The sequence below is a fragment of the Streptomyces sp. NPDC001292 genome (assembly GCF_042896465.1).
In the GTDB taxonomy this organism is placed as follows: Bacteria; Actinomycetota; Actinomycetes; order Streptomycetales; family Streptomycetaceae; genus Streptomyces.
The window spans coordinates 113,597-137,380 of the sequence record NZ_JBIAXG010000022.1; the positions used below are offsets into that span (position 1 = coordinate 113,597).

At 71.4% G+C, this 23,784-nt stretch carries 20 protein-coding genes and 3 pseudogenes; 11 read left to right on the top strand and 12 right to left on the bottom strand.

What is annotated here, in order from left to right:
- Window positions 1-1,137 precede the first annotated feature (1,137 nt).
- Window positions 1,138-1,608, bottom strand: coding sequence for an SsgA family sporulation/cell division regulator (locus ACFY4A_RS23080; RefSeq protein ID WP_390831243.1), 471 nt, complete (start codon window positions 1,606-1,608; stop codon window positions 1,138-1,140).
- Window positions 1,609-1,928: 320 nt separating this feature from the next.
- Here ACFY4A_RS23080 and ACFY4A_RS23085 point away from each other — a divergent pair, with 320 nt between their 5' ends.
- A complete protein-coding gene (locus ACFY4A_RS23085; protein ID WP_390729853.1) occupies window positions 1,929-2,732 on the top strand; it encodes an alpha/beta hydrolase in 804 nt (267 codons plus the stop codon).
- A 12-nt stretch (window positions 2,733-2,744) separates the two neighbouring features.
- Here the strand turns inward: ACFY4A_RS23085 and ACFY4A_RS23090 are convergent, their stop codons facing one another.
- Window positions 2,745-5,489 (bottom strand): AAA family ATPase, encoded by a 2,745-nt coding sequence (locus ACFY4A_RS23090; protein WP_390831261.1) that lies wholly within the window; start codon window positions 5,487-5,489, stop codon window positions 2,745-2,747.
- A gap of 488 nt (window positions 5,490-5,977) precedes the next feature.
- On the opposite strand from ACFY4A_RS23090, the gene ACFY4A_RS23095 reads away from it, so the two are divergent.
- Window positions 5,978-6,952 (top strand): FAD-dependent oxidoreductase, encoded by a 975-nt coding sequence (locus ACFY4A_RS23095; RefSeq protein ID WP_390831244.1) that lies wholly within the window; start codon window positions 5,978-5,980, stop codon window positions 6,950-6,952.
- A gap of 534 nt (window positions 6,953-7,486) precedes the next feature.
- Here ACFY4A_RS23095 and ACFY4A_RS23100 read toward each other — a convergent pair.
- Together ACFY4A_RS23100 and ACFY4A_RS23105 are read right to left on the bottom strand one after the other, a co-directional pair.
- Window positions 7,487-7,903, bottom strand: a complete 417-nt coding sequence (locus ACFY4A_RS23100; protein WP_390831245.1) for a BBE domain-containing protein — start codon at window positions 7,901-7,903, stop codon at window positions 7,487-7,489.
- Window positions 7,831-8,385 (bottom strand): hypothetical protein, encoded by a 555-nt coding sequence (locus ACFY4A_RS23105; protein ID WP_390831246.1) that lies wholly within the window; start codon window positions 8,383-8,385, stop codon window positions 7,831-7,833. Before ACFY4A_RS23105 ends, ACFY4A_RS23100 begins: the two co-directional genes overlap by 73 nt.
- 249 nt (window positions 8,386-8,634) lie before the next feature.
- On the opposite strand from ACFY4A_RS23105, the gene ACFY4A_RS23110 reads away from it, so the two are divergent.
- The 8 genes and pseudogenes from ACFY4A_RS23110 (at window position 8,635) to ACFY4A_RS23145 (ending at window position 13,970) form a co-directional block, all read left to right on the top strand.
- The gene (locus ACFY4A_RS23110; protein ID WP_390831247.1) at window positions 8,635-9,606 is read left to right on the top strand and encodes a 2-hydroxyacid dehydrogenase; all 972 of its coding nucleotides are present in this window, start codon (window positions 8,635-8,637) and stop codon (window positions 9,604-9,606) included.
- A gap of 4 nt (window positions 9,607-9,610) precedes the next feature.
- Complete coding sequence (locus ACFY4A_RS23115) at window positions 9,611-10,480, top strand: hypothetical protein (RefSeq protein ID WP_390831248.1); 870 nt, start codon at window positions 9,611-9,613, stop codon at window positions 10,478-10,480.
- Entirely contained in the window at window positions 10,455-11,297 is an 843-nt protein-coding gene (locus ACFY4A_RS23120) for a prephenate dehydratase (RefSeq protein WP_390729785.1), read from the top strand. The genes ACFY4A_RS23115 and ACFY4A_RS23120 overlap by 26 nt, the downstream gene beginning before the upstream one ends.
- A gap of 61 nt (window positions 11,298-11,358) precedes the next feature.
- Window positions 11,359-11,891: pseudogene (locus ACFY4A_RS23125) on the top strand (winged helix-turn-helix domain-containing protein).
- Window positions 11,888-12,031 (top strand): annotated as a pseudogene (locus tag ACFY4A_RS23130) (IS630 family transposase); the annotation flags it as partial. The pseudogenes ACFY4A_RS23125 and ACFY4A_RS23130, both read left to right, overlap by 4 nt.
- Window positions 12,032-12,391: 360 nt before the next feature.
- Window positions 12,392-13,042, top strand: coding sequence for an HAD-IA family hydrolase (locus ACFY4A_RS23135; protein WP_390831249.1), 651 nt, complete (start codon window positions 12,392-12,394; stop codon window positions 13,040-13,042).
- Window positions 13,043-13,246: 204 nt separating this feature from the next.
- Window positions 13,247-13,689, top strand: a pseudogene (locus ACFY4A_RS23140) (LLM class flavin-dependent oxidoreductase).
- Window positions 13,671-13,970, top strand: a complete 300-nt coding sequence (locus ACFY4A_RS23145) for a hypothetical protein (RefSeq protein WP_390831250.1) — start codon at window positions 13,671-13,673, stop codon at window positions 13,968-13,970. Before ACFY4A_RS23140 ends, ACFY4A_RS23145 begins: the two are co-directional and overlap by 19 nt.
- A 477-nt stretch (window positions 13,971-14,447) precedes the next feature.
- Here the strand turns inward: ACFY4A_RS23145 and ACFY4A_RS23150 are convergent, their stop codons facing one another.
- The 5 genes from ACFY4A_RS23150 to ACFY4A_RS23170 all read right to left on the bottom strand — a co-directional run bounded on the left by ACFY4A_RS23150 (window position 14,448) and on the right by ACFY4A_RS23170 (window position 16,613).
- The gene (locus tag ACFY4A_RS23150) at window positions 14,448-14,753 is read right to left on the bottom strand and encodes a S8 family serine peptidase (protein WP_390831251.1); all 306 of its coding nucleotides are present in this window, start codon (window positions 14,751-14,753) and stop codon (window positions 14,448-14,450) included.
- Window positions 14,754-14,784: 31 nt separating this feature from the next.
- Window positions 14,785-14,961: a hypothetical protein gene (locus ACFY4A_RS23155; RefSeq protein WP_390831252.1), complete on the bottom strand. Its 177-nt coding sequence runs from the start codon at window positions 14,959-14,961 to the stop codon at window positions 14,785-14,787.
- Window positions 14,958-15,221 carry a hypothetical protein gene (locus tag ACFY4A_RS23160; RefSeq protein ID WP_390831253.1) on the bottom strand — a complete coding sequence of 88 codons (264 nt, stop codon included), beginning with the start codon at window positions 15,219-15,221 and terminating at the stop codon, window positions 14,958-14,960. The genes ACFY4A_RS23155 and ACFY4A_RS23160 overlap by 4 nt, the downstream gene beginning before the upstream one ends.
- Window positions 15,179-15,418, bottom strand: coding sequence for a hypothetical protein (locus ACFY4A_RS23165; RefSeq protein WP_390729792.1), 240 nt, complete (start codon window positions 15,416-15,418; stop codon window positions 15,179-15,181). Before ACFY4A_RS23165 ends, ACFY4A_RS23160 begins: the two co-directional genes overlap by 43 nt.
- 706 nt (window positions 15,419-16,124) lie before the next feature.
- Entirely contained in the window at window positions 16,125-16,613 is a 489-nt protein-coding gene (locus ACFY4A_RS23170) for a TetR/AcrR family transcriptional regulator (protein ID WP_390729795.1), read from the bottom strand.
- A 240-nt stretch (window positions 16,614-16,853) separates the two neighbouring features.
- Between ACFY4A_RS23170 and ACFY4A_RS23175 the strand changes: the two genes are divergently transcribed.
- Window positions 16,854-18,395, top strand: a complete 1,542-nt coding sequence (locus ACFY4A_RS23175) for an MDR family MFS transporter (protein WP_390831254.1) — start codon at window positions 16,854-16,856, stop codon at window positions 18,393-18,395.
- A gap of 93 nt (window positions 18,396-18,488) precedes the next feature.
- On the opposite strand, the gene ACFY4A_RS23180 is transcribed toward ACFY4A_RS23175, so the two are convergent.
- From ACFY4A_RS23180 to ACFY4A_RS23190, 3 genes are all read right to left on the bottom strand, one after another.
- Window positions 18,489-19,007 carry an SRPBCC family protein gene (locus ACFY4A_RS23180; protein WP_390831255.1) on the bottom strand — a complete coding sequence of 173 codons (519 nt, stop codon included), beginning with the start codon at window positions 19,005-19,007 and terminating at the stop codon, window positions 18,489-18,491.
- 115 nt (window positions 19,008-19,122) lie between these two features.
- Window positions 19,123-21,915 carry an AAA family ATPase gene (locus tag ACFY4A_RS23185; RefSeq protein ID WP_390831256.1) on the bottom strand — a complete coding sequence of 931 codons (2,793 nt, stop codon included), beginning with the start codon at window positions 21,913-21,915 and terminating at the stop codon, window positions 19,123-19,125.
- Window positions 21,916-22,199: 284 nt separating this feature from the next.
- On the bottom strand, window positions 22,200-23,726 hold the full coding sequence (locus tag ACFY4A_RS23190) for a GMC family oxidoreductase (RefSeq protein WP_390831257.1): 1,527 nt from the start codon (window positions 23,724-23,726) through the stop codon (window positions 22,200-22,202).
- Window positions 23,727-23,784 lie beyond the last annotated feature (58 nt).

Genomic DNA, 23,784 nt, shown 5'->3' on the forward strand with positions numbered 1-23,784 from the left:
CTCCTTCGGTGGAGGGGCTGTCAGCTTGTCCGGTGTCCTTAGTCCCGCCTGGAATCGGAGTGCCGGATGATCGACGAACCGACGCTCCCGGACGCCGCCCGACTGCGACGGCACGTGGAGTTCCTAGCCGCCGAGCCGCGCAGCCGGCTGCGCGCGCATCGGGCGATGGACCGCGCCGAGGCGTAGGTCCCTGACGAACCGACCACCGCGGGCTGGCTGGTGGAGCGGCGGCCGTTCGACGTGCGCTGGCAGATCGGCTCGCTGCGGCAGGCTGCCTCGGCCGCCGCCTTTGACGGGGCGGGCGCTGCGAGGGGCGGATGGGGCGCGCAGTCCGACGAGGTGTTGCTCCGCCAGGAGCGGGCTTCCGCCGCGACCGGCCGGGGGCTCGCCGCGAAGGTCGTGCCGCGGCTGGCCGGGTGCGCCGAGCGGCTGGCGTCGAGGGTAGCCGCATCCTCGACGTCAGCACCGGCGTCGGCGCGCTGGCCCTGGCACTGGCCGAGGGCTTTCCGCAGGCGCGGGCGGAGGGCATCGACGTACTGGAGCGGGCGCTGGAGCTGGGGCGGAGCGAGCTTGCCGCCGCAGATCCGGCCTGTCCGCGCGGCTGTCCCTGCGGCGGGCCGCGGCGGACGTGTCCGAGCCGGAGGCCTACCGCTGGTGTGGCTGCCGGCGCCGTTTCGGGGGCGTGGCTGGTGGCGGGAACGAACCCGGCCGCGGACGACGAACTGCGTCGCTGCGTCGGCCGGTGGACTGCGGTGCGCGGCGGCGGCAATCGCTTCGGCACGGCGTCGCATGAGCGAGGAGCTCGAAGCGCTGGGGCTGGCGCAGACGCGTACGTTCCCCACTGTCGCGGGCGGTCCCGTTCTCGTCACGGCTCGGCGGCCTGAGTGCTGAGCCGTGGACCTCGGGCACGGACGGCGGGCGCTTCCCGGGAAAGGGCGGGCTGGGCGGGTGGTGCGGCAAGGGAGTCCCGGTCGGGAGGTGGTGGACGGCGAGGAGGCCGTGTGAAGGCTTCGGTCGTACGGCTGCGAGGTACGGCTGCGAGACCGGTGCGGGGTCGTGCACTGCCGGACATTCCGCTCGTTGAGCGTTCTCCGCGGACGAGGCCCGGTCGAACGCCCTGTGAACGGTTTCCCGTGATCAGTCGGTCTGTGCTGTGGGGTCCTGAAGCAGGTGCGCGCTCGCGACGTCCCAGTCGATCTCGGCGAGCTCCTGACCGGCGGGAACAAGGTCATAGGTGTACTCCAGCCACTCCGCCAGCGGCGGTACGGGCAGCTCGAACAGGGCCGCCATGTCCCCGGAGGTCAGCTGAAGCCGTGCGGTGGCCCGTTCCTCCGGGTGCGTGGGCCAGATCTGGACGTCGCCCAGACCGCTCACCGAGTGCAGCCCCTGCTGGAGGAGATCGCGGCCGATCCGCCACAGGACGCGCGGGCCCCCCTTGATGAGGAACTCCACGCACACGATCAGGGGCGACTCCGGGTCGAACCGGAATTCGGCCCTGATGGCCTGCCGCACGGAGACATCCAGCACGCGTTCGATGTCCAAGATCAGCTCAGGAGTGCCGTACGGAGACGTCCGGGGGGCCTGTACGCCTGGTTGGTTATCGCTCATGACGAGGGGATCCTTCTCTGCGGCGGAAGCTGGCCCGACCTACTCTCGTCGCTGCGGGATCGTCGTACATAAGTAACTTGACCGTCAGGCTTCACCGACGTCGACGGTGAACGGAGTGACCGATGCCCCGACGGCAAGTCGTCCGTTTATGTGCACCGGGTGCCACCCGGCGCTCACGAAGGCGTGCGGACCCGTGGGCGCTGCGGGGCGCCGACATTAAGTCATTCGACTGTCGCCCCCGGCCTGAGGCTGAACGATCCTGAGACTGTCACCCGCGTACCGGCGCCGTGTGGCGGTCGTCATGCTCGGAGGAGCCAGCCGTGAACCGTACTCCCGTCGTCTTCATCCATGGTGCGTGGCTGCACGCGCTTTCCTGGGAGTCGTGGGCCGAACGCTTCGCCAGCCGGGGGTTCCTTGCCTTCACGCCCGGCTGGCCGGGGGAGGAGGCCGCCACCCGTGAGCTGCGCAAGTCTCCCGAGTCGCTCCGCGGCATCGGTCTGAACGCGCTGGTGGACCACTACACGAAAATCGTCCGTTCGTTCGAGATCGAGCCGGTGATCATCGGTCACTCGGTCGGCGGGCTCATCGCGCAGCACCTCCTCGGCGCCGACATCGGCCGGGCCGCAGTGGCCATCGCACCCGCTCCCATCAACGACGTCCCGCTGCCCGATCCCCGTCCTCGGCTCTGGACCGCGGAGCAGGACGGCGCCGACCAACTGGTCTCCCTGTCCCGGGAGCAGTTCCACCAGTTCTTCGCGAACACCGTCGAAGCGGAGGAGGCGGACCGGCTCTTCGAGCGCTACGTAGTGCCGGCCCCGCGCCGACTGCTCGCCGACCTGGGCTGTGCGGGCGCGGTGCGCAGCCCGCATGCCGTGGCGGACAACGACAACTCGGACCGGGGCCCTCTGCTGCTGATCTCCGGGCAGGAGGACCTGCTGGTGCCGGACTCCGTCACCCGCGCCGTGTACAAGGTGTACGGCGACTCCACCGCCGCGACCGACCTCAAGCAGTTCGCGGACCGCGCCCACTCCCTGGTCATCGACAACGGGTGGCGGTTCGTCGCCGACTACGTGCTCGCCTGGCTCGACGACCAGGGCATCCGCGCACTTCCCACGGAAGGCTGAACACAGTGTGGGTCACTTGGCCTGATCGCTGGCGATCTTGCCCAGCGCGTCGCGCAGTGCGGCGCGTGAGGTGATGCCGAGCTTGGGGAACACCCGGTACAGGTGTGAGCTGACGGTGCGCGGTGACAGGTGCATCCGTTCGCCGATCTCCTTGTTGGTCAGGCCGCTGGCGGCGAGATCCGCGATCCGGCGTTCCTGCCAGGTCAGCGTTGCGAGGTGCGCCGAGGAGGAGACAGTGGACGCGCCGGTGGCCCGCAGTTCGGCCCTGGCCCGCTCGGCCCAGGTCGGCGCACCCAGCCGCTCGAACGTCTCCGCCGCCAGGGTCAGCGACAACCGTGCGGCTTTCCTGCCCTGGGTGTGGCGGAGGCGGATGCCGTGGGCGAGGTGGATGCGGGCGAGTTCGAAGGGGAAGTTGGGGCCGGCCGGGTGGGTTTCGGCGCGGTTGTACATGTCTTCGGCTTCGGCGGGGTCGGTGGCGGTCATGGCGAGGGCGCCGTAGGTGATGAGGGCGAGGCGGGGGGAGATGTCGGGGAGTCCTGCGCGGTGGGCGGCTTGGGCGTGGGCGCGGGCTTGTTCGGCGCGGCCGGTGTGCAGGGCTGCTTCGACGAGGTCGAGGAGGGTGCGGGAGGCTTGGTGTGCGTAGGGCTGGAAGCTGCCGGGGGGTGTGATGCCGATGGCGTGGAGGTAGGCGGCTTCGTAGTCGCCTTCGGCGAGGGCGGCGGTGGTGCCGACGGCGTCGGCGATCTGGGTGAGGAAGCCGACGCCGCGGGGTCGGGCCCAGGCGTCGACCATGGCCTGGAGTTCCCGGGCTCGCTCGACCTCACCACGCAAGGCGGCCAACAAACCCAGATACGCGCGGCTGTGATACGTGAACAGTGGGTGCCGGTGCTTCGCGGTCAGCTCCAGGCACCGCTGTCCGGTGCGCTCGGCCTCGGCCCACTCACCGACCGCGATCTGGTCCAGCATGATCAGGTGCAGCATGGTCATGGCGTCGGCCACCGCTCCCGTCTCCACCTCCCGATCCACGGTGCGCTGCAGATGCGGCCGGTACTGGCTGAGGATGTCCACGTGGTAAGCAGCGACCCCAAGCCGGGTGACATCCCACGGCTCCAGGTCGTGCAGGCCGACCAAGGCGCGTTCCACACGCTCGTGCACGCCGGCGCCGCGACGTACGACGTCGCCCCACGCGTCCTGGTAGACCCGTGAATGCGAGGACACCAGGTCGCCCAGGTCGTCCAGCAACTCGTGAGCACGTTCCCAGGCGATCTCGTCACTCGAGTACTGGTTGATGGCCAGCAGCAGGTCGACTAGGCGCGTGAGCACCTCGTCCGCCTCCGTTACTCCGCTGTCGCGCATGCACTCGATCGCCGCGAAGACCTGGCGCTGCGAGGACCGTACGTCCCCGTCCTCGAAGAGCGCGACATAGCCCGACGTGACCACCGAGTTGGGGGAGTCGTTGGTACCGGACCCGGTGCCCGAACGGATCAGCTGCCGGGCCTGCTCCAGTTGGCCGGAGTGCCCGGCGATGTACGCTGCGCTGCCCAGCCGCCGTGACCGTTGCTCATGGCTCTCGCTGAGCTCCGCGGCCCGGGTCAGCCAGGCCATGGCGGCCAGCGCGCCGCCGCGCCGGGTCGCGGACTCGGCCGCCGCCTCCAGCGCGGCCGCAACCTCCTCGTCGGGGTCGACCGTCGACGCCGCCAGATGCGTGGCCCGCCGCTCCAGATCGTCCCGGTGGACGTGTGCGAGCACGGCGTGTGCCGCACGCCGCTCGTTGGGCGTCGCGGTCTGGACGACGGTCGAACGCACCAGGGGATGCCGGAAGACGAAGTCGCCGGTGAGCGGGTCGGCCTCCAGCAGACCGCAGTCCGCGGCCTCGTCGGCCTCCACCATGCGGTAGCGCGTGCCTCTTGTGTGGCCGGCCGCCGCACCGGCGCCGACGCCGTCGAGGGCGCCGCGCAGCAGTTCCGCGCGGACGGCGGCGCCCAGACCCTCGATCCGGGCGCCGTACACGTGTTGCAGACGCAGGGGGAGCGGGATACCGGTGTATCCGAGCATCTCCTCGGGAGTGCGTCCCGCCCGGTTGTTGCGTACGTACGGCGGCAGCTCCAGCAGGGCCAGGGGGTTGCCCTGGGCCTCGTCCAGGACCAGGCGGCGGATCCGGGGGTCCAGCCCCGGGTGGTGCATGTCGAGGAGTTGCTCGGAGGCCTTCTCCGACAGCGTGGTCACCGGAAGTTCCGGCAGCGCGGCGGTGTCGAAGCTTGAGGGCAGGTCGGAGCGCAGCACGACGACGAGCTTCACCGAGCTGCCTGTCAGCCGGCGTCCCACGAAACCGCACACCTCGGTGCTGGAGGCGTCCAGCCACTGGCCGTCGTCGATGACCAGCAGGAGGGGTTTCTGCGAGGCCGCGAGGGAGAGCAGGTCGAGGACGGCGATACCCAGGGTCATGACCGAGGGGGGTGTGCCCTCGCTCCGGCCGAAGATGATGTCGAAGACCTTGCGGTGCACGTCGTCCAGCCGGTCGATGTAGGACAGCAGTGGGTACAGGAACTGGTGCAGACCGGCGAACGGCAGCTCGGACTCCGCCTCGACCCCGGCCGCCCGGATCACCCGGTACTTCTCGGCGGCCGCGAGGTCGGCCACGTGTTCCAGCAGCGCGCTCTTTCCCACACCTGTGTCGCCGCGCAGTACGAGGGACCGGCCCCCGGCGTCTGTCACGAACGCCGACAGCACCTCTTGCTCGTTCTCCCGGCCGACCATCGTGCCTACGATCGACTCCACAGTCCCCCACTCCCTTCACCGCTGAGCCAGCCCGGCCCGGACGTTTTCGCGTCCCTGTGTGTACGAATCGCGCCAGGCACTATGGCGAGGGTACGTCGTCGTTCCTCTTCGCCGTCACGTTTAGCGATCGAGTGGGTGTGCTGCCGGAAGCCATACGTCGGGCGACTCGCACGTGGCAGCGCGGGAGCCGGCCGATCGACCACATGCTCGGTGCCTTCCCCTCGACGGCGGCTGGTCACGCTTGTGCCGTGCCCACTGTCCGCCCCCTCACGCAGCAGCCTAGATGCCCCCCAGGGTGTCCGTCACCTGGTATGGCCGAAAAAGTTCTTGTTACCCGACCGGCCGCCGAATAAGTGTCCGCTCGGACCGTCGGACACACGCCCGGCGTCCGGCGTGAAGTGTGTACCTTCTGCTGCGAGGCATGTGTCGTCGCCCCGACGCCCCGATCCCTCTGGAGGAACACCACGATGAGCCACTCCGCCCGCGCGTTCTGGCTGAGTTCACCGGGCCACGGGGAGATACGTGACGTAGCGCTTCCGGAGCCGGGGGAGGACGAGGTCCTGGTGCGGACGCTGTGGTCGGGGGTCAGCCGCGGCACCGAGGCGCTGGTCTTCCGCGGTCAGGTGCCCCGCAGCCAGTGGGACGTGATGCGGGCGCCGTTCCAGGACGGCGATTTCCCCGGCCCGGTGAAGTACGGCTATCTCAACGTCGGAGTCGTCGAGGAGGGGCCCGCCGACCTCACCGGCCGACCGGTGTTCTGCCTGTACCCGCACCAGACCCGCTATGTCGCCCCCACGAGTGCGGTGACCCCGCTGCCCGAGGGCGTGCCCGCCGAACGGGCAGTCCTCGCGGGAACCGTGGAGACCGCGGTGAACGCCCTCTGGGACGCCGCGCCCCTGGTCGGCGACCGGATCGCGGTGGTCGGCGGCGGCGTGATCGGCTGTTCTGCGGCGGCCCTGCTGGCCCGGTTTCCCGGTGTGCGAGTGCAGTTGGTGGACGCCACCCCCGCCCGGGCCGGGATCGCCGCCGCGCTCGGCGTGGAGTTCGCCGCCCCGCAGGACGCGCGCGAGGAGTGCGACCTGGTCGTGCACGCCAGCGCCACCGAGCAAGGCCTCGCCCGGTCCCTGGAACTGCTCAGAGCCGAGGGCACGGTGATCGACCTGAGCTGGTACGGCGACCGACGCATCGCCCTGCCGCTCGGCGAGGGTTTCCACTCCCGTCGGCTCACCATCCGCAGCAGCCAGGTCGGGACTGTCTCGCCGGCCCGCGCGCACCGCAGCTACGCCGACCGGATCGCGCTCGCCCTGGAACTCCTCGCCGATCCGGCGCTGGACGCCCTGGTCACCGGCGAGAGCCGGTTCGAGGACCTGCCCGCGGTCATGCCGGGCCTCGCTGCGGGCGACATCCCCGCCCTGTGCCACCGCATCCGATACGAGGACTGAGGCCCGCGCGGACGTCGGTGCGGGACGAGTGCGTACCACAGTGGCCCGGCCCGCGGCGACGCTACGACACATGTGAGCTGGGCTCATACGTATCCCGCGCCCCGAGAGATCGTCGGTGATCGGACCCTCGAGTCCGCTTGTGGTGAAAGACCTGAATCGGACCCGAGGGTCCGCACAGTGCCGTTCTGGAGTGGTGATGAACCCATCGATTGGTGGCAGGCGCGTGGCGCTCGCCGATCCGACCCACCGCCTCATCGAGGCAACGCGCGAGATAGCGCCGGTGCTGAGCGGTGCTGCGGAGACGGCCGAGCGCGACAGCTGGCTGACGCCCGAGGCCGAGCGGGCGCTGCGGGGAGCGGGACGGTTCCGGCGCGCCGTCCCCGAGCGCTTCGGCGGCTGCGAACTCTCACCGGTCGGCACCCTGGAGGTGCTGGCCGAAGTGGCCCTCGTTTGTCCATCGAGCGCGTGGGTGGTGATGCGTCGGCCGGGTCCTCGCATTCGGCGCGGACCCCGTCCGGGAACCGTTCAGCCGGCTCAACCGGGCTCGACGTTGTGGTTGAGGCGGAACACGTTGGCGGGGTCGAGGCGCCGCTTGACGGCTGCCAGCCGCGCGTGGTGCTCGGCGCCGAAGAGGGCGCGCATCTCCGTCGGCGTCGAAGCCGCCTGCGCAGAGAGGAAGTTCATGATGTTGCGACGGTCGGCCCAGGGAGCCATGCCCTCGGCGTAGGCGGCCAGGTAGTCCCTGACGGGAGCCGCCTCGGCGGCCTCGGCGACACCGATGGCGAGGGTGACGAACGGCAGCCCGCGGGAGGGTACCGAGTTGGGTACGGACGGCTCCCGGTCCAAGGCACCGCCGAGGGCCCGTATCTCCACGAGGCTCAGCGGGCAGCCGGAGTCGGCGCCGGTGAGCGCGGTGAACGCCTCGGCGGTTGCGGCGGAGAACTCCCGCATCCGATGCTCGCCTCCCACACCGGCGCGGGCCGCACCGGATCCCGGTGGATCTCGCCGACCTGCTCGAAAGGGTGCTCCTCGAGGGTGTCCAGCAACGGGACCGCGGCCCCGCGCAAGGGCGCAACCAGGCGCTCGCCCTCGTCGGCCGGACCCAGGTGGCCGACACGGACGTGCAGGACGAACGCGGCCCGAAGCACGTCGGGCAGACCCGACGTGTCCGGCAGCCGCTGCACGGCCACCGAGGTGGTGGTGTCCTCGTCGATGGTCTGCAGCCAGGTCCGCCACACGGCGAGCACCCGCGCCGTGTCCTCGCCGCGGAAGTACAGGCCGCCGCCGTAGAACCGGGTCACCGGGAAGACGGCGAACTCCATGGCAACGACGATGCCGAAGTTGCCCTTGCAGCCGAGCAGCGCCCAGAACAGCTCCGGGTCGCTGTCCGGTGTCACCCGCAGTAGCGTGCCGTCGGCGGTGACCACGTCCATGCGGCGTACCTGGTCGGCAGACTGGGAGGGACTGGTCCGCGCGGCCGGTCGTGCTGTGCGACGTACTCATGTTCCGTACTCGCGGCGGCCTCAGCTCCGGGTTCACACCTGTGAGTGGCGAGTCTCACGTGAACCTCGGGCCGTGACACACACGTCCTCTCATGTGAGCGAAAGGCCACATGTTTCTCGGCGGGCCCGGCGTGTGAGCGCCCGGCCCGCGGCACTGGAGCGGGAAGAAGCTGATGCACGATGAAGGACGGGAAGACCGTCTGGCTCCCCTATCGCCGAAGCCAGATCCCCGGACTGCCTGACGGACTCTCCTATGCGTACTGGGACGGCTCGGGCCCGCTGCCTGGCGACCCTGCCGACGTCGGTTTCCTCGTCGGCCCGCCGGCGCCCGGCGCCGAACGCGTCCTGCGCCCCGTACTGCCGCGGATGCGCAACCTGAAGGTGCTGCAGCTGCTCAGCTCTGGCTACGACCACATGATGCCGCTGCTGGACGACATGCCCTCCGGAACCCGGCTGGCCACCGGCCGCGGGGTGCACCGCGAGGCCACCGCCGAACTGGCGGTCACTTTGCTGCTGGCCCTGTGCCGGGGGCTGGACCGGTTCGCCGCGCACCAGGCGCACGGGAAGTGGCGGCCCGAGTTCCGCTCCTCGCTGGTCGGCAAGCGCGTCATGGTCATCGGCTACGGCGCGGTCGGTGCCTCCGTCGCCGACCGGCTCGGCGCCTTCCGCTGCGAGCCGGTCATCGTGGCCCGGACGGCGCGCACCACACCGTCCGGACGGGTGCACGGGATGGCCGAGCTGCACGCGCTGCTGCCCACCGTGGACGCCGTGGTGCTGTGCGCACCGCTGACCGACACGACGCGCGGCATGTTGGGCGCGGACGCCCTGGCGCTGCTCAAGGACGGGGCGCTGCTGGTGAACGTCGCCCGCGGCGAGCTCGTCGACACCCGCGCGCTGGTCCGGGATGTGCGGGCGGGCCGGCTGCGGGTCGGGCTCGACGTCACCGACCCGGAACCGCTGCCGTCCGCCCATCCGCTGTGGAACTTGCCCGGCGCCGTGATCACCCCGCACGTGGCGGCGTTCACCGACGCATTCCCCACCATGACCGCGGACTTCGTGCGACGGCAGCTGTACCGCTACGAGCGGGGCGAGGAACTCCACAACGTCGTCCTCACGACGACCCCGGCCGAAGGCGGTGAGCAGGCTGCCTAGGCCCATGACGACCCCCGGCGGCCACCCCGAGGTGCTCGGACCCGACACCCCGCTCGCACGGGTGCTCGCGTTCTGCGAGACGTCCGGGCACGCCGACCCCGCCGGCGCCTGGCAGGAGCTGACCCGCGCCTGGAACTGGGCCGCGCCGCTCACCACCGCCGTCCCGCGCGTAGACTTCCCCGGGCCGGTCGCCCGGCCCGTCCCCGGCGGCTTCGCGCTGTCCGGACAGTGGCGCCTGTCCTCGCCCGACGGGACCGGACCCTGGCTGGTGCTGCCGCTCGCCCCTGCACGCAGCGGAGATCCCGACCTCTTCGTGGCGCCCTCCAGGGTCCTGCCGGGCGCGGTCCGCGTCCTCACCGGGGAGGCAGGGCCCGACTTCCGCCTGGAGGACGTGTACGTGCCGGCCGGCTTCGTCACGCACACGGCGGGCACGCCGCTGCGCGCCGGCGACGCGGTGTTCCTGTGGACGGCGGTCACCGGTCTGGCGCTGGGCGCGGCCCGCCGCATGACCGACGCGCTCGCCGCCCCGACCGGCCCCGAACTGGCCGCCGTCCTGCACGACGAACGGCTGATCCTGGCCGCGGTCCTGCACGGCGGCCCCTCCGCCCGGCAGGGACTGCCCGAGGACGTCGAAAGGCGGCTCGCCGCACGCGTGGGACAGGCCGGGAGCGCCGTCCACCAGGTGGTCGCGGTGGCCTACGAACACGTGCTCGCGGCGGACGACAGCGGCGTCGGGCATCCCCTGACGAGCCTGATCGAGGCCGCGTCACCGATACTTCAGCAGGTGCGGTATGTGATGGAGCTCCTGCCGCGCGACGACAGGACCTCCCCCAGGAAGGCTGAACCCGGTGACGACCGTCGCATATCAGGGTGAACCAGGATCCAACTCGGCGACAGCCGCGCACGCCCTGTACCCGGGCGCCGGCGAGCTGCCTTGCACGAGCTTCGAGCAGGCCCTGGACGCCGTGACCCTCGGCACCGCCGACGTCGCCGTGATCCCGGTGGACAACTCCGCGGCCGGACGTGTCGCGGACGTGCACCACCTGCTGCCGGAGTCGGGGCTGTTCGTCATCGCCGAGTACTTCCTCGCCATCCGCTTCGACCTGATGGGCGTGCCCGGCGCGACCGTGGACCAGGTGGAGTACGTCCGCAGCCATGTGCACGCGCTGGGACAGTGCCGCAAGCTGCTGCGCGAGGGCGGCTGGCGCACCCTCGTCAGCGACGACACCGCCGGAGCGGCGCGCGAGGTGGCCGAACTGGGCGACCCGCGGCACGCGGCGCTCGCCCCGCCCGCCGCGGCCCAGCTCTACGGCCTCGACGTGCTGCGCTCCGAGGTCGAGGACGACCCGGACAACACCACGAGGTTCGTCGTCCTCTCCCGGGAGGCCGACCTGGCCCCGCACCCCGGTGATCCGACGATGACCAGCCTGTTCTTCTGTGTGCGCAACATCCCCAGCGCCCTATACAAGGCGCTCGGCGGGTTCGCCAGCAGCGGCGTGAACCTCACCAAGATCGAGAGTTACCAGATGGGCGCGGGCCTCAACCCCAGCCGCTTCTACGTCGAGGTCGAGGGACACCCCGACGACGAGCGCGTCGCCCTCGCCTTGCACGAGCTGCGCTTCTTCTCCTCCGAGGTGCGCATCCTGGGCGTGTACCCGGCGAACCCGCACCGCCTGAAGAACAGCTACTGACTTTGGAAGCGTGATGTCGTTGGGGGCTGACGAGGTGTGATCGTCGCGGTATGCCGTTTATATGAGGTATCCGCAGAGTGGTGGGCTGACGCCTGAACGGCAGGCGTTTCGTGAGCGGATCCGGATGGAGGCCGCCGAACGGTTCGGCGCCGGCGCCTCCAACGCGGAGGTCGCCAAGGACTTACGGGTGAGCGTTCGTTCGGTTCAGCGGTGGCGCCGAGCCTGGCAGGACGCCGGCACGGACGGTCTTCGGTCGGTGGGACCAGTGTCGCTGCCCAAGCTGAGCGAGAAGCTGTTCGCGGTACTGGAGCAGGAGTTGGCCAAGGGCCCAGTCGCGCACGGCTGGCCGGACCAGACCTGGCTAGGATCAAGACCCTGATCGGGCGGCGGTTCCACAAGTCGTTCACACTCTCGGGCATCTCCCAGATGCTGCGCCGCCACGGCTGGAGCCACCAGGTCCCGGCCCGGCGAGCGGTCGAGCGGGACGACGTGGTCGTGGCCGGGTGGGTGAAAGGGACCTTCCCGCACGTGGAAGCACCGCGGCGGCGCTCGACGCCTACCTCGTCTGCGAGGACGGGGCCGGCTTCTCGATGACGCCGCCCACCGCCCGGACCTGGTCCCGTCGTGGCGTCACCCCGGTCATCACGGTGAGGGGACGCTCCCAGCGGCGGATCTCCATCGCGGCCCTAGCCTGCTACAAACCCGGCGAGCGCTCGTGGCTCATCACCGGCCCATGGTCCAACGGGGTATGCGGCCCCGCCGGCGCGGTACATGAGACGTGCACGTCACGCGGGGGCCGCTTCCGCTCCGGCCGCTGAGGAAGGCAGCCAGTCCCGAGCGGGTCCGGGAGAGGGCAGGCTTCCCGGGCCCGCACCACCCGTCGGCCGCGCCCGTCGGGTGCGCCCGAAGGTGGGGTTCCCGCCGCCGTCGTCGGTGCGGCGGCGGGAACCCTTCACACAGTACAACGCAGACGCCTGCCCCGCGGTTCATACGTCGCATCGGCCCACCCTCAGCCGACACACATGTGCCTGACCGACGAGAAAACATGGCGACCTGGTGGAAAGCCCGAGCCGGGGGCCTTTTAGGGTGTGGGTATGACTCCGCACCGCAAGGCCCTCGTCCTCGACTTCGGTGGTGTGCTGACAACACCTCTGCTGCCCGCCGCGCTCGCCTTCGAAAACCGTGAGGGACTGGCGGAGGGGACGCTGCTCACCCGCCTCTACCTCGACCCCGAGGGGATCCGGATCAACGAGGAGCTCGAGCGCGGCGCGCTCACCCAGTCCCAGTGGAACGAGGCGGCCGCCGCACTGCTCGGCATCCCGCCGGACAACCTCATGGGCCGTATCTTCGCCGACCTGCGTCCCGAGCCCTCGGTGATCGCCGCGGCCGCCGCCGCCCGCCGGGCCGGCGTCAGGGTCGGCATCCTCTCCAACTCCGTCGGCCTGACCCCGTGGAACCTGTACGACGGCTACGAGGTGGAGAAGCGCTACGACGCCGTGGTGCTGTCGGAGGACCATGGGACGCGCAAGCCCGAGCCGGAGATGTTCCGGCTCGTCCTGGGCGAACTCGGCCTGACCGCCGAGGAGTGCGTGTTCGTGGACGACACCGAGCAACACCTGGCCCCCGCGGCGGACCTGGGTTTCGCCACCGTCCACGCCGTGGATCCCGCCCGGACGGTCGCCGCACTCGAAGCCCTGCTGGGCATCCCCTTGAGAGACAAGGACCCGGATCGGGTCACCGCCTGAGGAGGCACCGATGCAACTTGGCCTGGCCCTGCCGACCTTCGGCCCCGACGCCCCGGCCGGAAGGTATCCTGCGCGTCTGCCGCACCGCCGAGGACATGGGATACGACTCGCTGTGGACGGGGTGACCGCGTCCTCGCCCCGCGCGTGCCTGCCGCCCCGTACCCGAGCGGCGACGGCGAGATGCCGCGTGCCTACGAGAACCATATGGACCCCCTGGTTGCCCTGACCTTCGCCGCCTCCCACACGACGCGGGTTCATCCGGGCACCAGCACCCTGAACGGTCTGTGGCTGCCACCGCTCATGCTGGCCCGGTCGCTGACCACGCTCGACCTGCTCAGCAGGGACGTCTAATCGTGGGCCTCGGCCTGAGCTGGATGCCTGACGAGTACACCGCGGTCTCCGTGCCGTGGAAGGGCCGCGGCGCGCGGCTCGACGAGACCCTGGACGTCCTGGCGGAGTACTGGAACAGCGACGTCTTCTCGCACGAGGGACCGCTGTTCACCATCCCGGAGACCGTGGTGGGACTCAAGCCGCGCCAGCGGCCCGGGCCGCCCGTGCTGCTCGCCGCGTTCACCCCGGCGGCCTGCGCCGGATCGGACGCAGGCTCGGCGGCTGGCTGCCCGTCGCGATGCCGCTGTCCCATCTGATGGGCCTGTGGGACGTCATCCAGAAGGAGGCGGTAGAGGCGGAGCGCGACCCCGCCTCCCTGCGCATGGCGTTGCGCGTCAACCCCGAGCTGACCGACACGAGGACCGACGCCGAGCAGATGCCGCGGGCGGGCACCCTCGCCCAGTACATCGACTACGCGCGGGCCGCCGCCGAGGCGGGTGTGCACGAGCTGTTCGTGGACTTCGGGCAGACGCCCGCCACCCTCGCCGAACGGATCGACCTGGCCGGCCGCTTCCTCGAAGGCGTCCGGCGGGGCTGACGGCACTCGGCAGGCCTACTTGAGTCCGAAGGCCCGGACGATGCTCTGCCGCGCTCTGTTGCCGCGGGCGTCGCGCGCACTGGTGCGCAGGGTGACGAACCGGGCGGTGTGCGGCGCGTCGAGCCGGGTGCCACCCGTCGGCCGTGTGGCGGAGGTCCGCCCGGTGCCAGGTGGTCCCGTCGTCGTACGAGACGTCCACACCCACCGTGTCGACGGCGACGTCGGTGGATCCCGGCAGGTGCGAGGCGGTGACCGTCAGACCGGTGTGCCGGGAGGCTCGGCCGGCGGAGTCGGTGGCGATCCCGTAGTCGAGCTGGATCAGGGGCAGTTGGGCTTATTCGCGCGCCGCGCCCGCCCGGGAGGTGCATCCCCACTCGGTGCGGGTGGCGGTGGAGTAGGGCGCGGGCCACGCGTCGCGAGAGTTCTCCGAGACCAGACGGCAGGGGAGTGGAGACGGGCCCAGACCGGACACGGTCATCATGAGCTGCCATCGGGCCCGGAGTTGCCCGCGGCCACGGTGAACAGGGCCCTGGTCTCCTCGCTCAGCCGGTCCACCGCCATGCTCAGCGGGTCGGAGCCGTCGGTTGACGGGCCGCCCAGGCTCATGCTGATGATCTCCGCGTGCTGGTCGCGGGCCGCCCACTCCATGTTGGCCAGCAGCCAGGAGTCCTGGCCCGTCCCGTCGTCGGAGAGCACCTTGCCGATGTGCAGCCGCGCTCCCGGCGCGACGCCTTTCTCCCGGCCGCCGGAGGCGGCACCGTTCCCGGCGACGGTGGAGGCCACGTGCGTCCCGTGGCCGTTCGCGTCGCGTCGGTCACCGACTCACCGGGGACGAAGTCCTCGGCGCGGCTATCCGCCCGGCGAGGTCGAGGTGCCCGGTGTCCACGCCGGTGTCGAGGATCGCGACATCGACGTCCTCGCCGGTGTCGCCGTCCGCCCACACCTGCGGTGCGCCCACCGGGGCGGTGCTGTCGGCCAGGTCCGCCTTCACCTTGCCGTCCAGCCAGATCTTGGCGATGCCGTCCCTGAGCCGGGGCCGCTCACCCCTGTCCGCGCAGTGGCGCCGCTAGTGACCGACGTCCAGAACGCCGCCGACCGGTCCACGGCGCGCGCCGCGCCGCCGATGCTGTCCAGCGCGCGCACCGTGCGGGCCCCCTGCGGCGGGGCCTGGCGGCCGGAGCGCCGGGCGGTGTCGGTGTAGGTGACGATCAGCGCGAGCCGGTCGCGGTGCGCGTCGTCGTAGCCGTCCACCAGCAGCCGTGTGACGTCGAACAGTTCAGGTCCAGCAGGCCGGCGGCGACGTAGGGCAGGGCGTCGTGCGGATAGACGTAGGTGTCGGAGCCGCTGCGGTGGGTCTCGAAGCCGGTGTAGCGACCCTGCGGGTCCTGCACCAGGTGGGTCTGTGTGCCGTCGGCTGCTCGGACGACGGTGACGGTGTCGCCCGTCACCAGGGTCACCCTCGGCGCGTCGGGCAGGGGCCTGCGCCGGGGCGGCGGTCACGGGCGGCCGGGGAGGCGGGCGGTTGGGCGGCCTGGAAGGCCGGGGCGGGTGACGCCGCCAGCACCACTACCACGGTGCACAGCGTTGTCCACCCGCCCCTGCGCAGAGGCAGAGGCGGCACGGCGGTCCCTTCAACGGACAGGGGGACGGGATGCCGGAAATATTCGGCCGCCGGCGAGGGGTGCATGCCCGCGCGTCCTGGCGCGGTTGTGTCATGTCGTCAACTGGACACTGGACACGCCGACGGCCGTCTTCGTGACGGAATCGGTTCGTACCGGAATGCGTGACTGCCGCCGCTGGTTGATCAGAACACCCACCCTTGTCCGCCCCGCGGCCCAGCATCCCTCGCGCGCCGGGGCACGGCATGTCGAACGCATCGATGGGAGAAGCCTTGAAGCGCCCCGACCCCGGCAACGAGCCGTCCCGACTCCGCCGCGTCCGCCTGCCCGGAACCGTCCCTCTGCCTCCGCCGGCACTCGCCCGGCGCCCCGGAGGAGCGGAGGAGGAACAGGAGGCCCCCCGCACGGACACGGCTCGCCAGGTCCTGGAATGAGCTGAGCGGCGGCGGGGACGCACCCCTTCACACCGCCGCCGCACAGGCCGACGGCCCTCGGGAACACCTGGACACGTGTGTTCCCGAGGGCCGTCGGTATGTCAGGAGGCGCCGAGACCGTGCAGCAGGGTGTCGACGACGATGTCCGCCCCCTGCGCGGGGCTCAGCTGGGGCTGTTGCCGGGATACGAGGTGCATCAGCTGGGGCAGCAGTGCGCTAGCCCAGCCCTCCGGGAGGTTCGGGCGCAGGAGGCCTTCGGCGGTGGCCCGCTCCAGGAAGGCGTCGACCTCGCGGATGGACGCGTCGCGCCGTGCGTGGACGCTGTCGTCGGCGAGCATGCGGGCGAGGTCGACGGGCCAGGTGCGGTTGACGCCGATGATGTTCTCGACGTAGCGGTGCAGGGCGACGGCGACGGGTGCCTCGCGCAGCCGTGCGTCCTCGATGGCCCGCTCGATGGCCTCCAGGCGGGACTCGTAGATGGCGGCGAGGAGTTCCTCGCGGGAGGCGAAGCGCCGGTAGACGGTGCGCCGGTCCACGCCCGCCTCGGCGGCGATGTTGGCGATGCTCGCGCCCGGGTCGGCGGCGAGCATGCGCGCCCCGGTGGTCAGGACGGCTTCCAGATTGCGTGCTGCGTCAGCTCTCACCGCACCGAGTCTAGTGGCGGAGTGTGAAGCCTTAGACATCTAACGCCTCTCGGGAGTAGACCCCTCGACAATAACTGCTACAGTAGAGTGACAAATAAGAAAGGTAGTGCCAGACCAATGAGTCTGATCGTTGGCGCGCGGTCGGCACACCGTCCATGTGCACCACTTCCAGAAAGGCACGTCCCGATGTCGAAGGCACAGCAGTCCGCAGCACCCAGGGTGGGTGGTGTGGCCGCCGCCATGAGCGCGCTGATCCTCGCGGTCCTCCTGGCCGCCCTGGACCAGACGATCGTCTCCACCGCGCTGCCCCGGATAGCGGAGGACCTGAACGGGTTCGACGACATCGCGTGGGTCAGCGCCGCGTACCTGCTCGCCTCCACGGCGGTGACGCCGCTGTGGGGCAAGCTCGGCGACATGTTCGGCCGCAAGCGGCTCTACCTGGCCTCGACCTCGATCTTCCTGATCGCCTCGGTGGCCTGCGGCCTGGCGCAGAACCTGCCCGAGCTGATCGGCGCCCGGGTGTTCCAGGGCGTGGGCGGCGGCGGCATGATCGTGCTGACATTCGCCCTTGTGGGCGACATCGTCGCACCTCACGAACGTGGCCGGTACCAGGGCATGTTCGGTTCGGTCTACGGCGTGGCCAGCATCGTCGGCCCCCTGCTGGGCGGCGTCTTCACCGACCAGCTGTCCTGGCGGTGGGCCTTCCTGATCAACCTGCCCGTCGGCATCGTCGCCCTGGCCATCGCCGCCCGTGCGCTGCCCGCCGCCACCCGCGGCGCCAGGGCCCGCATCGACTACGCCGGCGCCACCACCCTGGCCGCCATCGCCACCGGCCTGGTCCTGATCACGTCCTTCGGCGAGCGCTGGGGCTGGGGTTCGCCTGCCATCGTCGGCCTGATCGTCGCCACCGTCGTCCTCGGCGCGCTGCTGGTGCCGGTCGAGCGCCGCGCCGCCGCCCCCGTCCTGCCGCCAGCCATGCTCGGCTCGCCGACCGTGGTCTTCTCCTCGCTGATCGGTTTCTTCGCCAACGCCGCGATGTTCGCCGTGCTGGTCTACCTGCCGACCTACCTCCAGATCGTCCACGGCGTCTCGGCCACCCTGTCCGGCATCTACATGCTGCCGCTGGTCGCCGGTCTGGTCATCAGCCAGTCCCTGGCCGGACGCTGGGCCGCACACGTCGAGCGGCTGCGCATGATCCTGCTCGGCGGTCTGCTCGCCAACCTCGCCGGACTGCTCCTGCTGGGCACCATCGATGCCGCCACCAACACCCTCGTGCTCAGCGTCTACTTCCTGATCACCGGCGTCGGCATCGGCATGGTCCCCATGGTCGTGCTGACCACCGTCCAGAACAGCGTGCCCGCCGCCGACCTCGGCGCCGCCAGCGCCGTCGTCACCTTCGCCCGCTCCATCGGCGCGGCCTTCGGAGTTGCCGTCTTCGGCACCCTGCTCAACACCGGCTTCGCCCACCGCACCCACGGCCTGCCGACTGCCGGAGGCTTCGACGCCGCCCGACCCGACACCATCGGCCGGCTGCCCGCCGCCCTGCGCGACACCGCACTGGACGCCTTCGCCCACGCCACGGCCATGGGATACCTCTGGATCGCCCCCACCCTCGCCGTCGGCATCGTCCTCGCCCTCTTCCTCAAGTCGACGCGGAAGACCGACGACAAGGCCGGCACCGCCGACTCCGCCCCGGCCGACGCCAAGGAAGCAGTCCCGGCCGCCTGACCCGCCGGACCACTCGACCTCGACCGGCCGACGCCCTCACCGGGTGCCGGCCGGCGGCGTGTTTCCGGGCGGGTCGGGCTATGCCTCGCTGTTCTACGGGGCGCTTTCCGAGAGCCGCTTGAGCTGTGCGAGCCATAGGGAGTTCAGGCGCTGTGTCCACACCGGGGACAACTCGTTGAGGGACTTCGCGGCGGGACCCCGGACCACGTTCCCGATGACCACATGTGTGCCGTCCTCGACCGGGGTGAGCAACCAGGCCTGATACAGCTGCACACCGGCGCCGATGCCCGACCAGCCGAGCCGGCTGTGCGGCACGTGCTCGCCCAGAAAGAGCTCGAACCGCTGCCCGTGGAACCACACCTCGAACGTCCGGGTGAGCGGCCCGGCCCGGACCTCGGTGACACCCGGAACCCACTCCGGCCACCGCGTCACGCAGGTGAGCAGGGCGAAGGCCGTGGCGGGCGGCGCGTGCACGACGGCCTGCGCCTGACAGAAGCTGTGCGCCTGGTCCGGCGAGAAGCCCGACGGCCAGTGGATGTCCGGATGGCTGTCCGAGGCGCCGAACATCCAGGTTCCCCTCTCGTGGTGCCGGGTGACCTTGAGCGCGGCCACCGGGGGAGGACGCCCGGCGGGGTGTCCTCGCGTCCACTCTGCGCGGGGCGGCCGGGATGCGGCATACGTCAAATGACTGAGGCAGGGCGAAGTCGTCCGCCCTCGCCCGGCGCGATCACTCGCTTTCGTTCGTCTCCAGCTCGGAGAGCGCGTCACGCAGCGCGGCCCGCGAGGTGATGCCCAGCTTGGGATAGATTTGGTACAGGTGCGTGCCGATGGTCCGGTGCGACAGGAACAGCCGCTCGGCGATCTGCTTGTTGGTCAGCCCGGTCGCCGCGAGCGTGGCGATCTGCAGCTCCTGGGCGGTCAGCGCCACGCGGCCGGGCCGGGCGGCGGTCGGCGCGGACTGGCCGCTGGCCCGCAGCTCCGCCGCGGTGCGCGTCACCCAGGGTTCGGCGCCCAGCCGCCGGAAGGCCTCCAGCGCCTGGGTCAGCTGGTTGCGGGCCTCCGTCGTGGCCCGCAGTCGCCGCAGCCGCTCGCCGTGGAAGAGACGCACCCGCGCCACGTCGAAGGGCCAGCGCTCCGGACCGGGCAGGGACAGCGCCTGCTCGAACAGGGCGAGCCCCGCCTCCCCGGGCGTGGTCAGCGCCTCGCACGCCAGCACCAGCAGCTCGAGCCGGGATGACAGCCCGGCCATCGCCGACTCGCGCATCGCCACCGCGTGCGCTGCGGCCTCCCGCTCCCGGCCGGTCCTGATGGCTGCCTCGACCAGGTCCATCGTGCCCCACATGGCGATCGGCACATAGGAGGCGACGGTTCCGGGCGGGCTGAGTGTGCTCGCGTGCTGGTAGGCGGTCTCGAAGTCGCCGCTGCCGAGGGCGGCCAGCGCCCGGGCGTGGCAGGCGAAGAACCGCGCGCCGTGGGTCCCGCGCGGCGTCGCCCAGCGCACGATCTCCTCGGTCAGCGCGGCACTGGTCTCCCCGTCACCCCGCACACCGGCCACGACCGCCTGGATGTAGTGGAAGTACCAGGCGAAGAACCGGTAGTCGTGGTCCTCGCACAGGGCCAGCCCCTCGGCCGCCAGCTGCGCGGCGTCCTCCCACCGGCCCAGGTGGAAGTAGTCCAGGCCCAGGTGCATCAGCGCGCCCAGATGCCGACGGACCGGCGCGGTACCGGCACGGCCCTGCTCCACCAGCCGGCGCGTGGCCCACCGGAAGTCCCCGAGCCGGTCCGGGAAGACCGAGGCGGTGCCGACGCGGATCACCCGGGTGGCGTCGTCGCCCACGGTGGCGATCAGCTCCGTCAGCTTGGGCAGGGCCCCGGCACCGGTGCGCGCCGGGTCGCCGAAGGTCTGGGTGATCACCCACAGCAGCTCGGGCGGTTCCGGCGTCAGCCGGTCCACGAAGGCCATCAGCGGCTCCCACAGCTTGGGGTCACCGCCGTACCAGCACAGCAGTACCAGCAGGTGCAGTGCCTCGATGAGGCCGGTGTCCGAGGCGTCGTACCCGTGCTGCCCCGACTCGATCGCGCCGACCAGCAGCCGGTACGCGGTGTCGATGTCGCCGTCTCTGTTGATCAGCAGGAACGCGGACGCGGCGGCCGCGTGCAGGGATTGCTCTCCGGTGACGGGATGGGCGAGCCGGGCCCCGGCGAGCAGCCGGGAGGCGTCCTCCAGCTCTCCGCCGGAGTCCACGCCGACATAGGCCGCCTCGGCCAGCCGGCGGCTCTCGTCGGCCGCCATGGTGCTGAGTCCGGCGGCCCGGGTCAGGGCCGTCACCGCGCCGAGCGCGTCCCCACGCCGCAGGCGGCGGCGTGCGGCCTCCTCCAGCAGGGCCGCGACCTTCTCGTCGGGACCGACGGCCGCCTCGCCCAGATGCCAGGCGCGGCGCTCCAGCTGGTCGCTGAGCACGTCGGCGAGCGCCTGGTGGGCTCGTCTGCGCTCCGAGGCGGTCGCCAGTTCCACCACCGCCGAGCCGATCAGCGGATGCCGGAAGGACAGCCGCCGGTTGTCCGCCGAGACCGTCACCAAGCGTTTGTGTTCCGCGGGGGTGAGATCGTCCACGGAGGCCCGGCCGGACCCGGCGGCCTCGATGGCGGCCAGGTCACCGGTTCCGTCGAGGGCGGCGATCAGCAGCAGCTCCCGGCTGCGGTCCGGCAAACCGGCCACCCGTGAGGCGAACATGGCCTGCAGGCGATCGCTCAGGGGCAGCACGGTGGGTACCGCCGCCAGGGCCGAACGCTGCTCGGCGGAAAGCGCCATCGGCAGCTCCACCAGCGCGAGCGGATTGCCGCGCGCCTCGGCGGCGATGCGGCGCCGTACCGCGGGGGAGACGTCGGGGTGGGCGAGGGCGAGCAGCTCGGCCGACGCGTCCTCGTCCAGTGGCTCCAGCCGGTGCTCGGGCAGACCGCTGGACTCGAAGAAGCTCTCGGAGCCGTCGCGGGACGCCGCGAGGAAGCCGATGCGGCTGCCGACCAGGCGGCGGGCTACGAAGCCGAGCACGGCGTTGGTCGCCCGGTCCAGCCACGGCAGGTCGTCGATGACGAGCAGCAACGGTGTCTGTACGGATATCAGCCGGAGCAGCAGCAGAGCGGCGGTGGAGGTCAGCAGACGGTTCGGCGGCGGGCCGCTGCCGATGCCGACCGCGACCCGCAGGGCGTCGCCGTGCACGGTGTCGAGGATGTCGAAGTCGTCGAAGAGCGGGACGAGCAGCTGGTTGAGGCCGGCGTAGCTGATGTCGGCCTCGAACTGCACGCCTGCCGCGCGCAGGACCCGGATGCCGTTGTGCACGGCGCCCTTTGCCACGGAGTCGAGCACGGCGGTCTTGCCCACCCCGGCCTCGCCGGAGAGCAGCAGGGCCGCTCCGTATACCTCGGAGTTGCTGAAGAAGGACTGGATGAACGCGAGGTCCCCGTCGCGTCCGACCAGCCGTGTCGAGGCCGGGCAGAGGGTCGAGTCCAGGTCATTCATCGGGCTGCCTCCAACGGCCGACGGAGGAGGCCCGGTGCTGTGGCCGACCTGGCTGCGCTTGCACCCGGCTCCGTGTGGCCCATGCAATCATTGAAGTCTAAAGGACGTCTAGTTTTCACCCCTTGCCGTTTGTCCCGGTTCCGCCCCGGCGGGAGTTCGAGCCGTGTCGGGGCCGGTCTCGGCGCCCCGTGCCTGTTATCCGGCAATGGGTTGTTACGGTCTGCTTCGGGTAGGGCCGTGGAACGGGACGGGTGCGGGCCGTCCACGGTGCCACGTCGAGCGGGTCAGGGACGGCGCAGCAGGTCGGCGGCGCGCTCGGCGATCGCGTACACGGTGGCGGTGGTGTCGTTGGAGGGGATGGAGGGCATGACGGAGGCGTCCGCGACGCGCAGCCCGTCGAGTCCGCGCACCCGCAGCTCGGAGTCCACGACGGACACCTCGTCCTCGCCCATCGTGCAGGTGCCGACGGGGTGGCAGGAGGAGGCAAAGTACCGGCGGGTGTAGTCGGCGATCGACTCCTCGTCCACCGCGGACAGCCCCGGGCTGACCTCCTCGATGCCCCACCCGGCGAGCGCGCAGGACCAGGCGATCCGGCGGGCTGTGGTGATACCGGACACCACCGCCCGGACGTCCGCCTCCTCGGTGAAGTAGCGGGGGTCGATCACCGGCGGCGCGTACGGGTCGGCCGAGCTGATCCGGAGTGAGCCGCGGCTCTTCGGGCGCATCGGTGAGATGCCGATGGTGAAGCCGTTCTGCACCGGGGCCACCGGGTTGGGCAGCGGGATGTCGATGAAGATGATCTGCACGTCCGGCCCGTCGGCGTCCGGGGTGCTGCGCAGCAGCCCCAGGATCTCGCCGTGGTTGTAGCGGGCCGCCGGCACCGGCCGCTGGGCCTGGTAGACGAGATTGGCGCGCGGGTGGTCGTGCAGGTTGCGGCCGACGCCGGGCAGTTCGTGGAGGACGTCGACCCGGGCCTGGCGCAGATCGTCCGCGGAGCCGATGCCGGAGCGCTGGAGAATCAGCGCGGATCCGATGGTTCCCGCCGTCAGCACCACCTCTCCGGCCGCGAGCGCGGTGTGGGTCCGGCCGTCGGCGCCGTATTCGACGCCTGCGCAGCGCCTGCCGTCGAAGAGGAGCCGGTGGGCGGTCGCACCGGTGACGACGTCGAGGTTGGGGCGGTCCAGGGCCGGGGCGAGGTAGGCGTCGGCGGCACTCTGGCGGCGGCCGTCGACGATGTTGAGGTCGACGGGAGCGAAGCCCTCCTCCAGGCCGCCGCTGATGTCGAAGGCGCGACGGTGTCCGGTCTCCAGGGCGCCGTCGAGGCAGGCGAGCAGGACCTCGTTGGGCTGCTTGGCCGGGGCGACGGCGAGCGGGCCTCGGGTGCCGCGGCCGGGGGCGCCGCCGGTGGTGGTCTCGGAACGCTGGAAGTAGGGAAGCAGGTGGTCGAAGGTCCAGCCCTTCGCGCCGTGGTCGCTCCAGCTGTCGTAGCTGATGCGGTGGCCGCGGGCGAAGACCATGGCGTTGATGGCGGACGAGCCGCCCAGGCCCTTGCCGCGGGGCAGGGCCACGGGGGCGTCGGAGACGCGCTGGACGACGGTCGTGTCGCCCCAGCCGGCCCCCGAGGCCGCGAGCGAGGGCCAGGACGGGGGATGGGTCACGGCGTCCGGCAGGGTGGCCGAGCCGGCCTCCAGGAGCAGGACGCGGGTGCCCGCGTCCTGGGTCAGACGGGCGGCGAGCACGCAGCCGGCTGTACCGCCGCCGACGACGATGACGTCAACACCGTTGCGTTTACCGGCGGCGACGGGATGCAAGTCCGTGGTCCATGATCTGGATCTGGACTTCGAGGGTGTAGGTCTGTGCCTGCTGGGG

Bases quoted from the DNA above. Each gene is read 5' to 3' on its own strand.
- ACFY4A_RS23105 (WP_390831246.1), bottom strand. From the start codon at position 8,385: ATGGACGTGGTCACCGCCGACGGCACGCTACTGCGGGTGACACCGGAC.
- ACFY4A_RS23110 (WP_390831247.1), top strand. From the start codon at position 8,635: ATGAAGGACGGGAAGACCGTCTGGCTCCCCTATCGCCGAAGCCAGATC.
- ACFY4A_RS23185 (WP_390831256.1), bottom strand. From the start codon at position 21,915: ATGAATGACCTGGACTCGACCCTCTGCCCGGCCTCGACACGGCTGGTC.
- ACFY4A_RS23145 (WP_390831250.1), top strand. From the start codon at position 13,671: ATGCCGCTGTCCCATCTGATGGGCCTGTGGGACGTCATCCAGAAGGAG.
- ACFY4A_RS23115 (WP_390831248.1), top strand. From the start codon at position 9,611: ATGACGACCCCCGGCGGCCACCCCGAGGTGCTCGGACCCGACACCCCG.
- ACFY4A_RS23100 (WP_390831245.1), bottom strand. From the start codon at position 7,903: ATGCGGGAGTTCTCCGCCGCAACCGCCGAGGCGTTCACCGCGCTCACC.
- ACFY4A_RS23080 (WP_390831243.1), bottom strand. From the start codon at position 1,608: ATGAGCGATAACCAACCAGGCGTACAGGCCCCCCGGACGTCTCCGTAC.
- ACFY4A_RS23095 (WP_390831244.1), top strand. From the start codon at position 5,978: ATGAGCCACTCCGCCCGCGCGTTCTGGCTGAGTTCACCGGGCCACGGG.
- ACFY4A_RS23170 (WP_390729795.1), bottom strand. From the start codon at position 16,613: ATGCTCGCCGCCGACCCGGGCGCGAGCATCGCCAACATCGCCGCCGAG.
- ACFY4A_RS23135 (WP_390831249.1), top strand. From the start codon at position 12,392: ATGACTCCGCACCGCAAGGCCCTCGTCCTCGACTTCGGTGGTGTGCTG.
- ACFY4A_RS23090 (WP_390831261.1), bottom strand. From the start codon at position 5,489: ATGGTCGGCCGGGAGAACGAGCAAGAGGTGCTGTCGGCGTTCGTGACA.
- ACFY4A_RS23175 (WP_390831254.1), top strand. From the start codon at position 16,854: ATGTCGAAGGCACAGCAGTCCGCAGCACCCAGGGTGGGTGGTGTGGCC.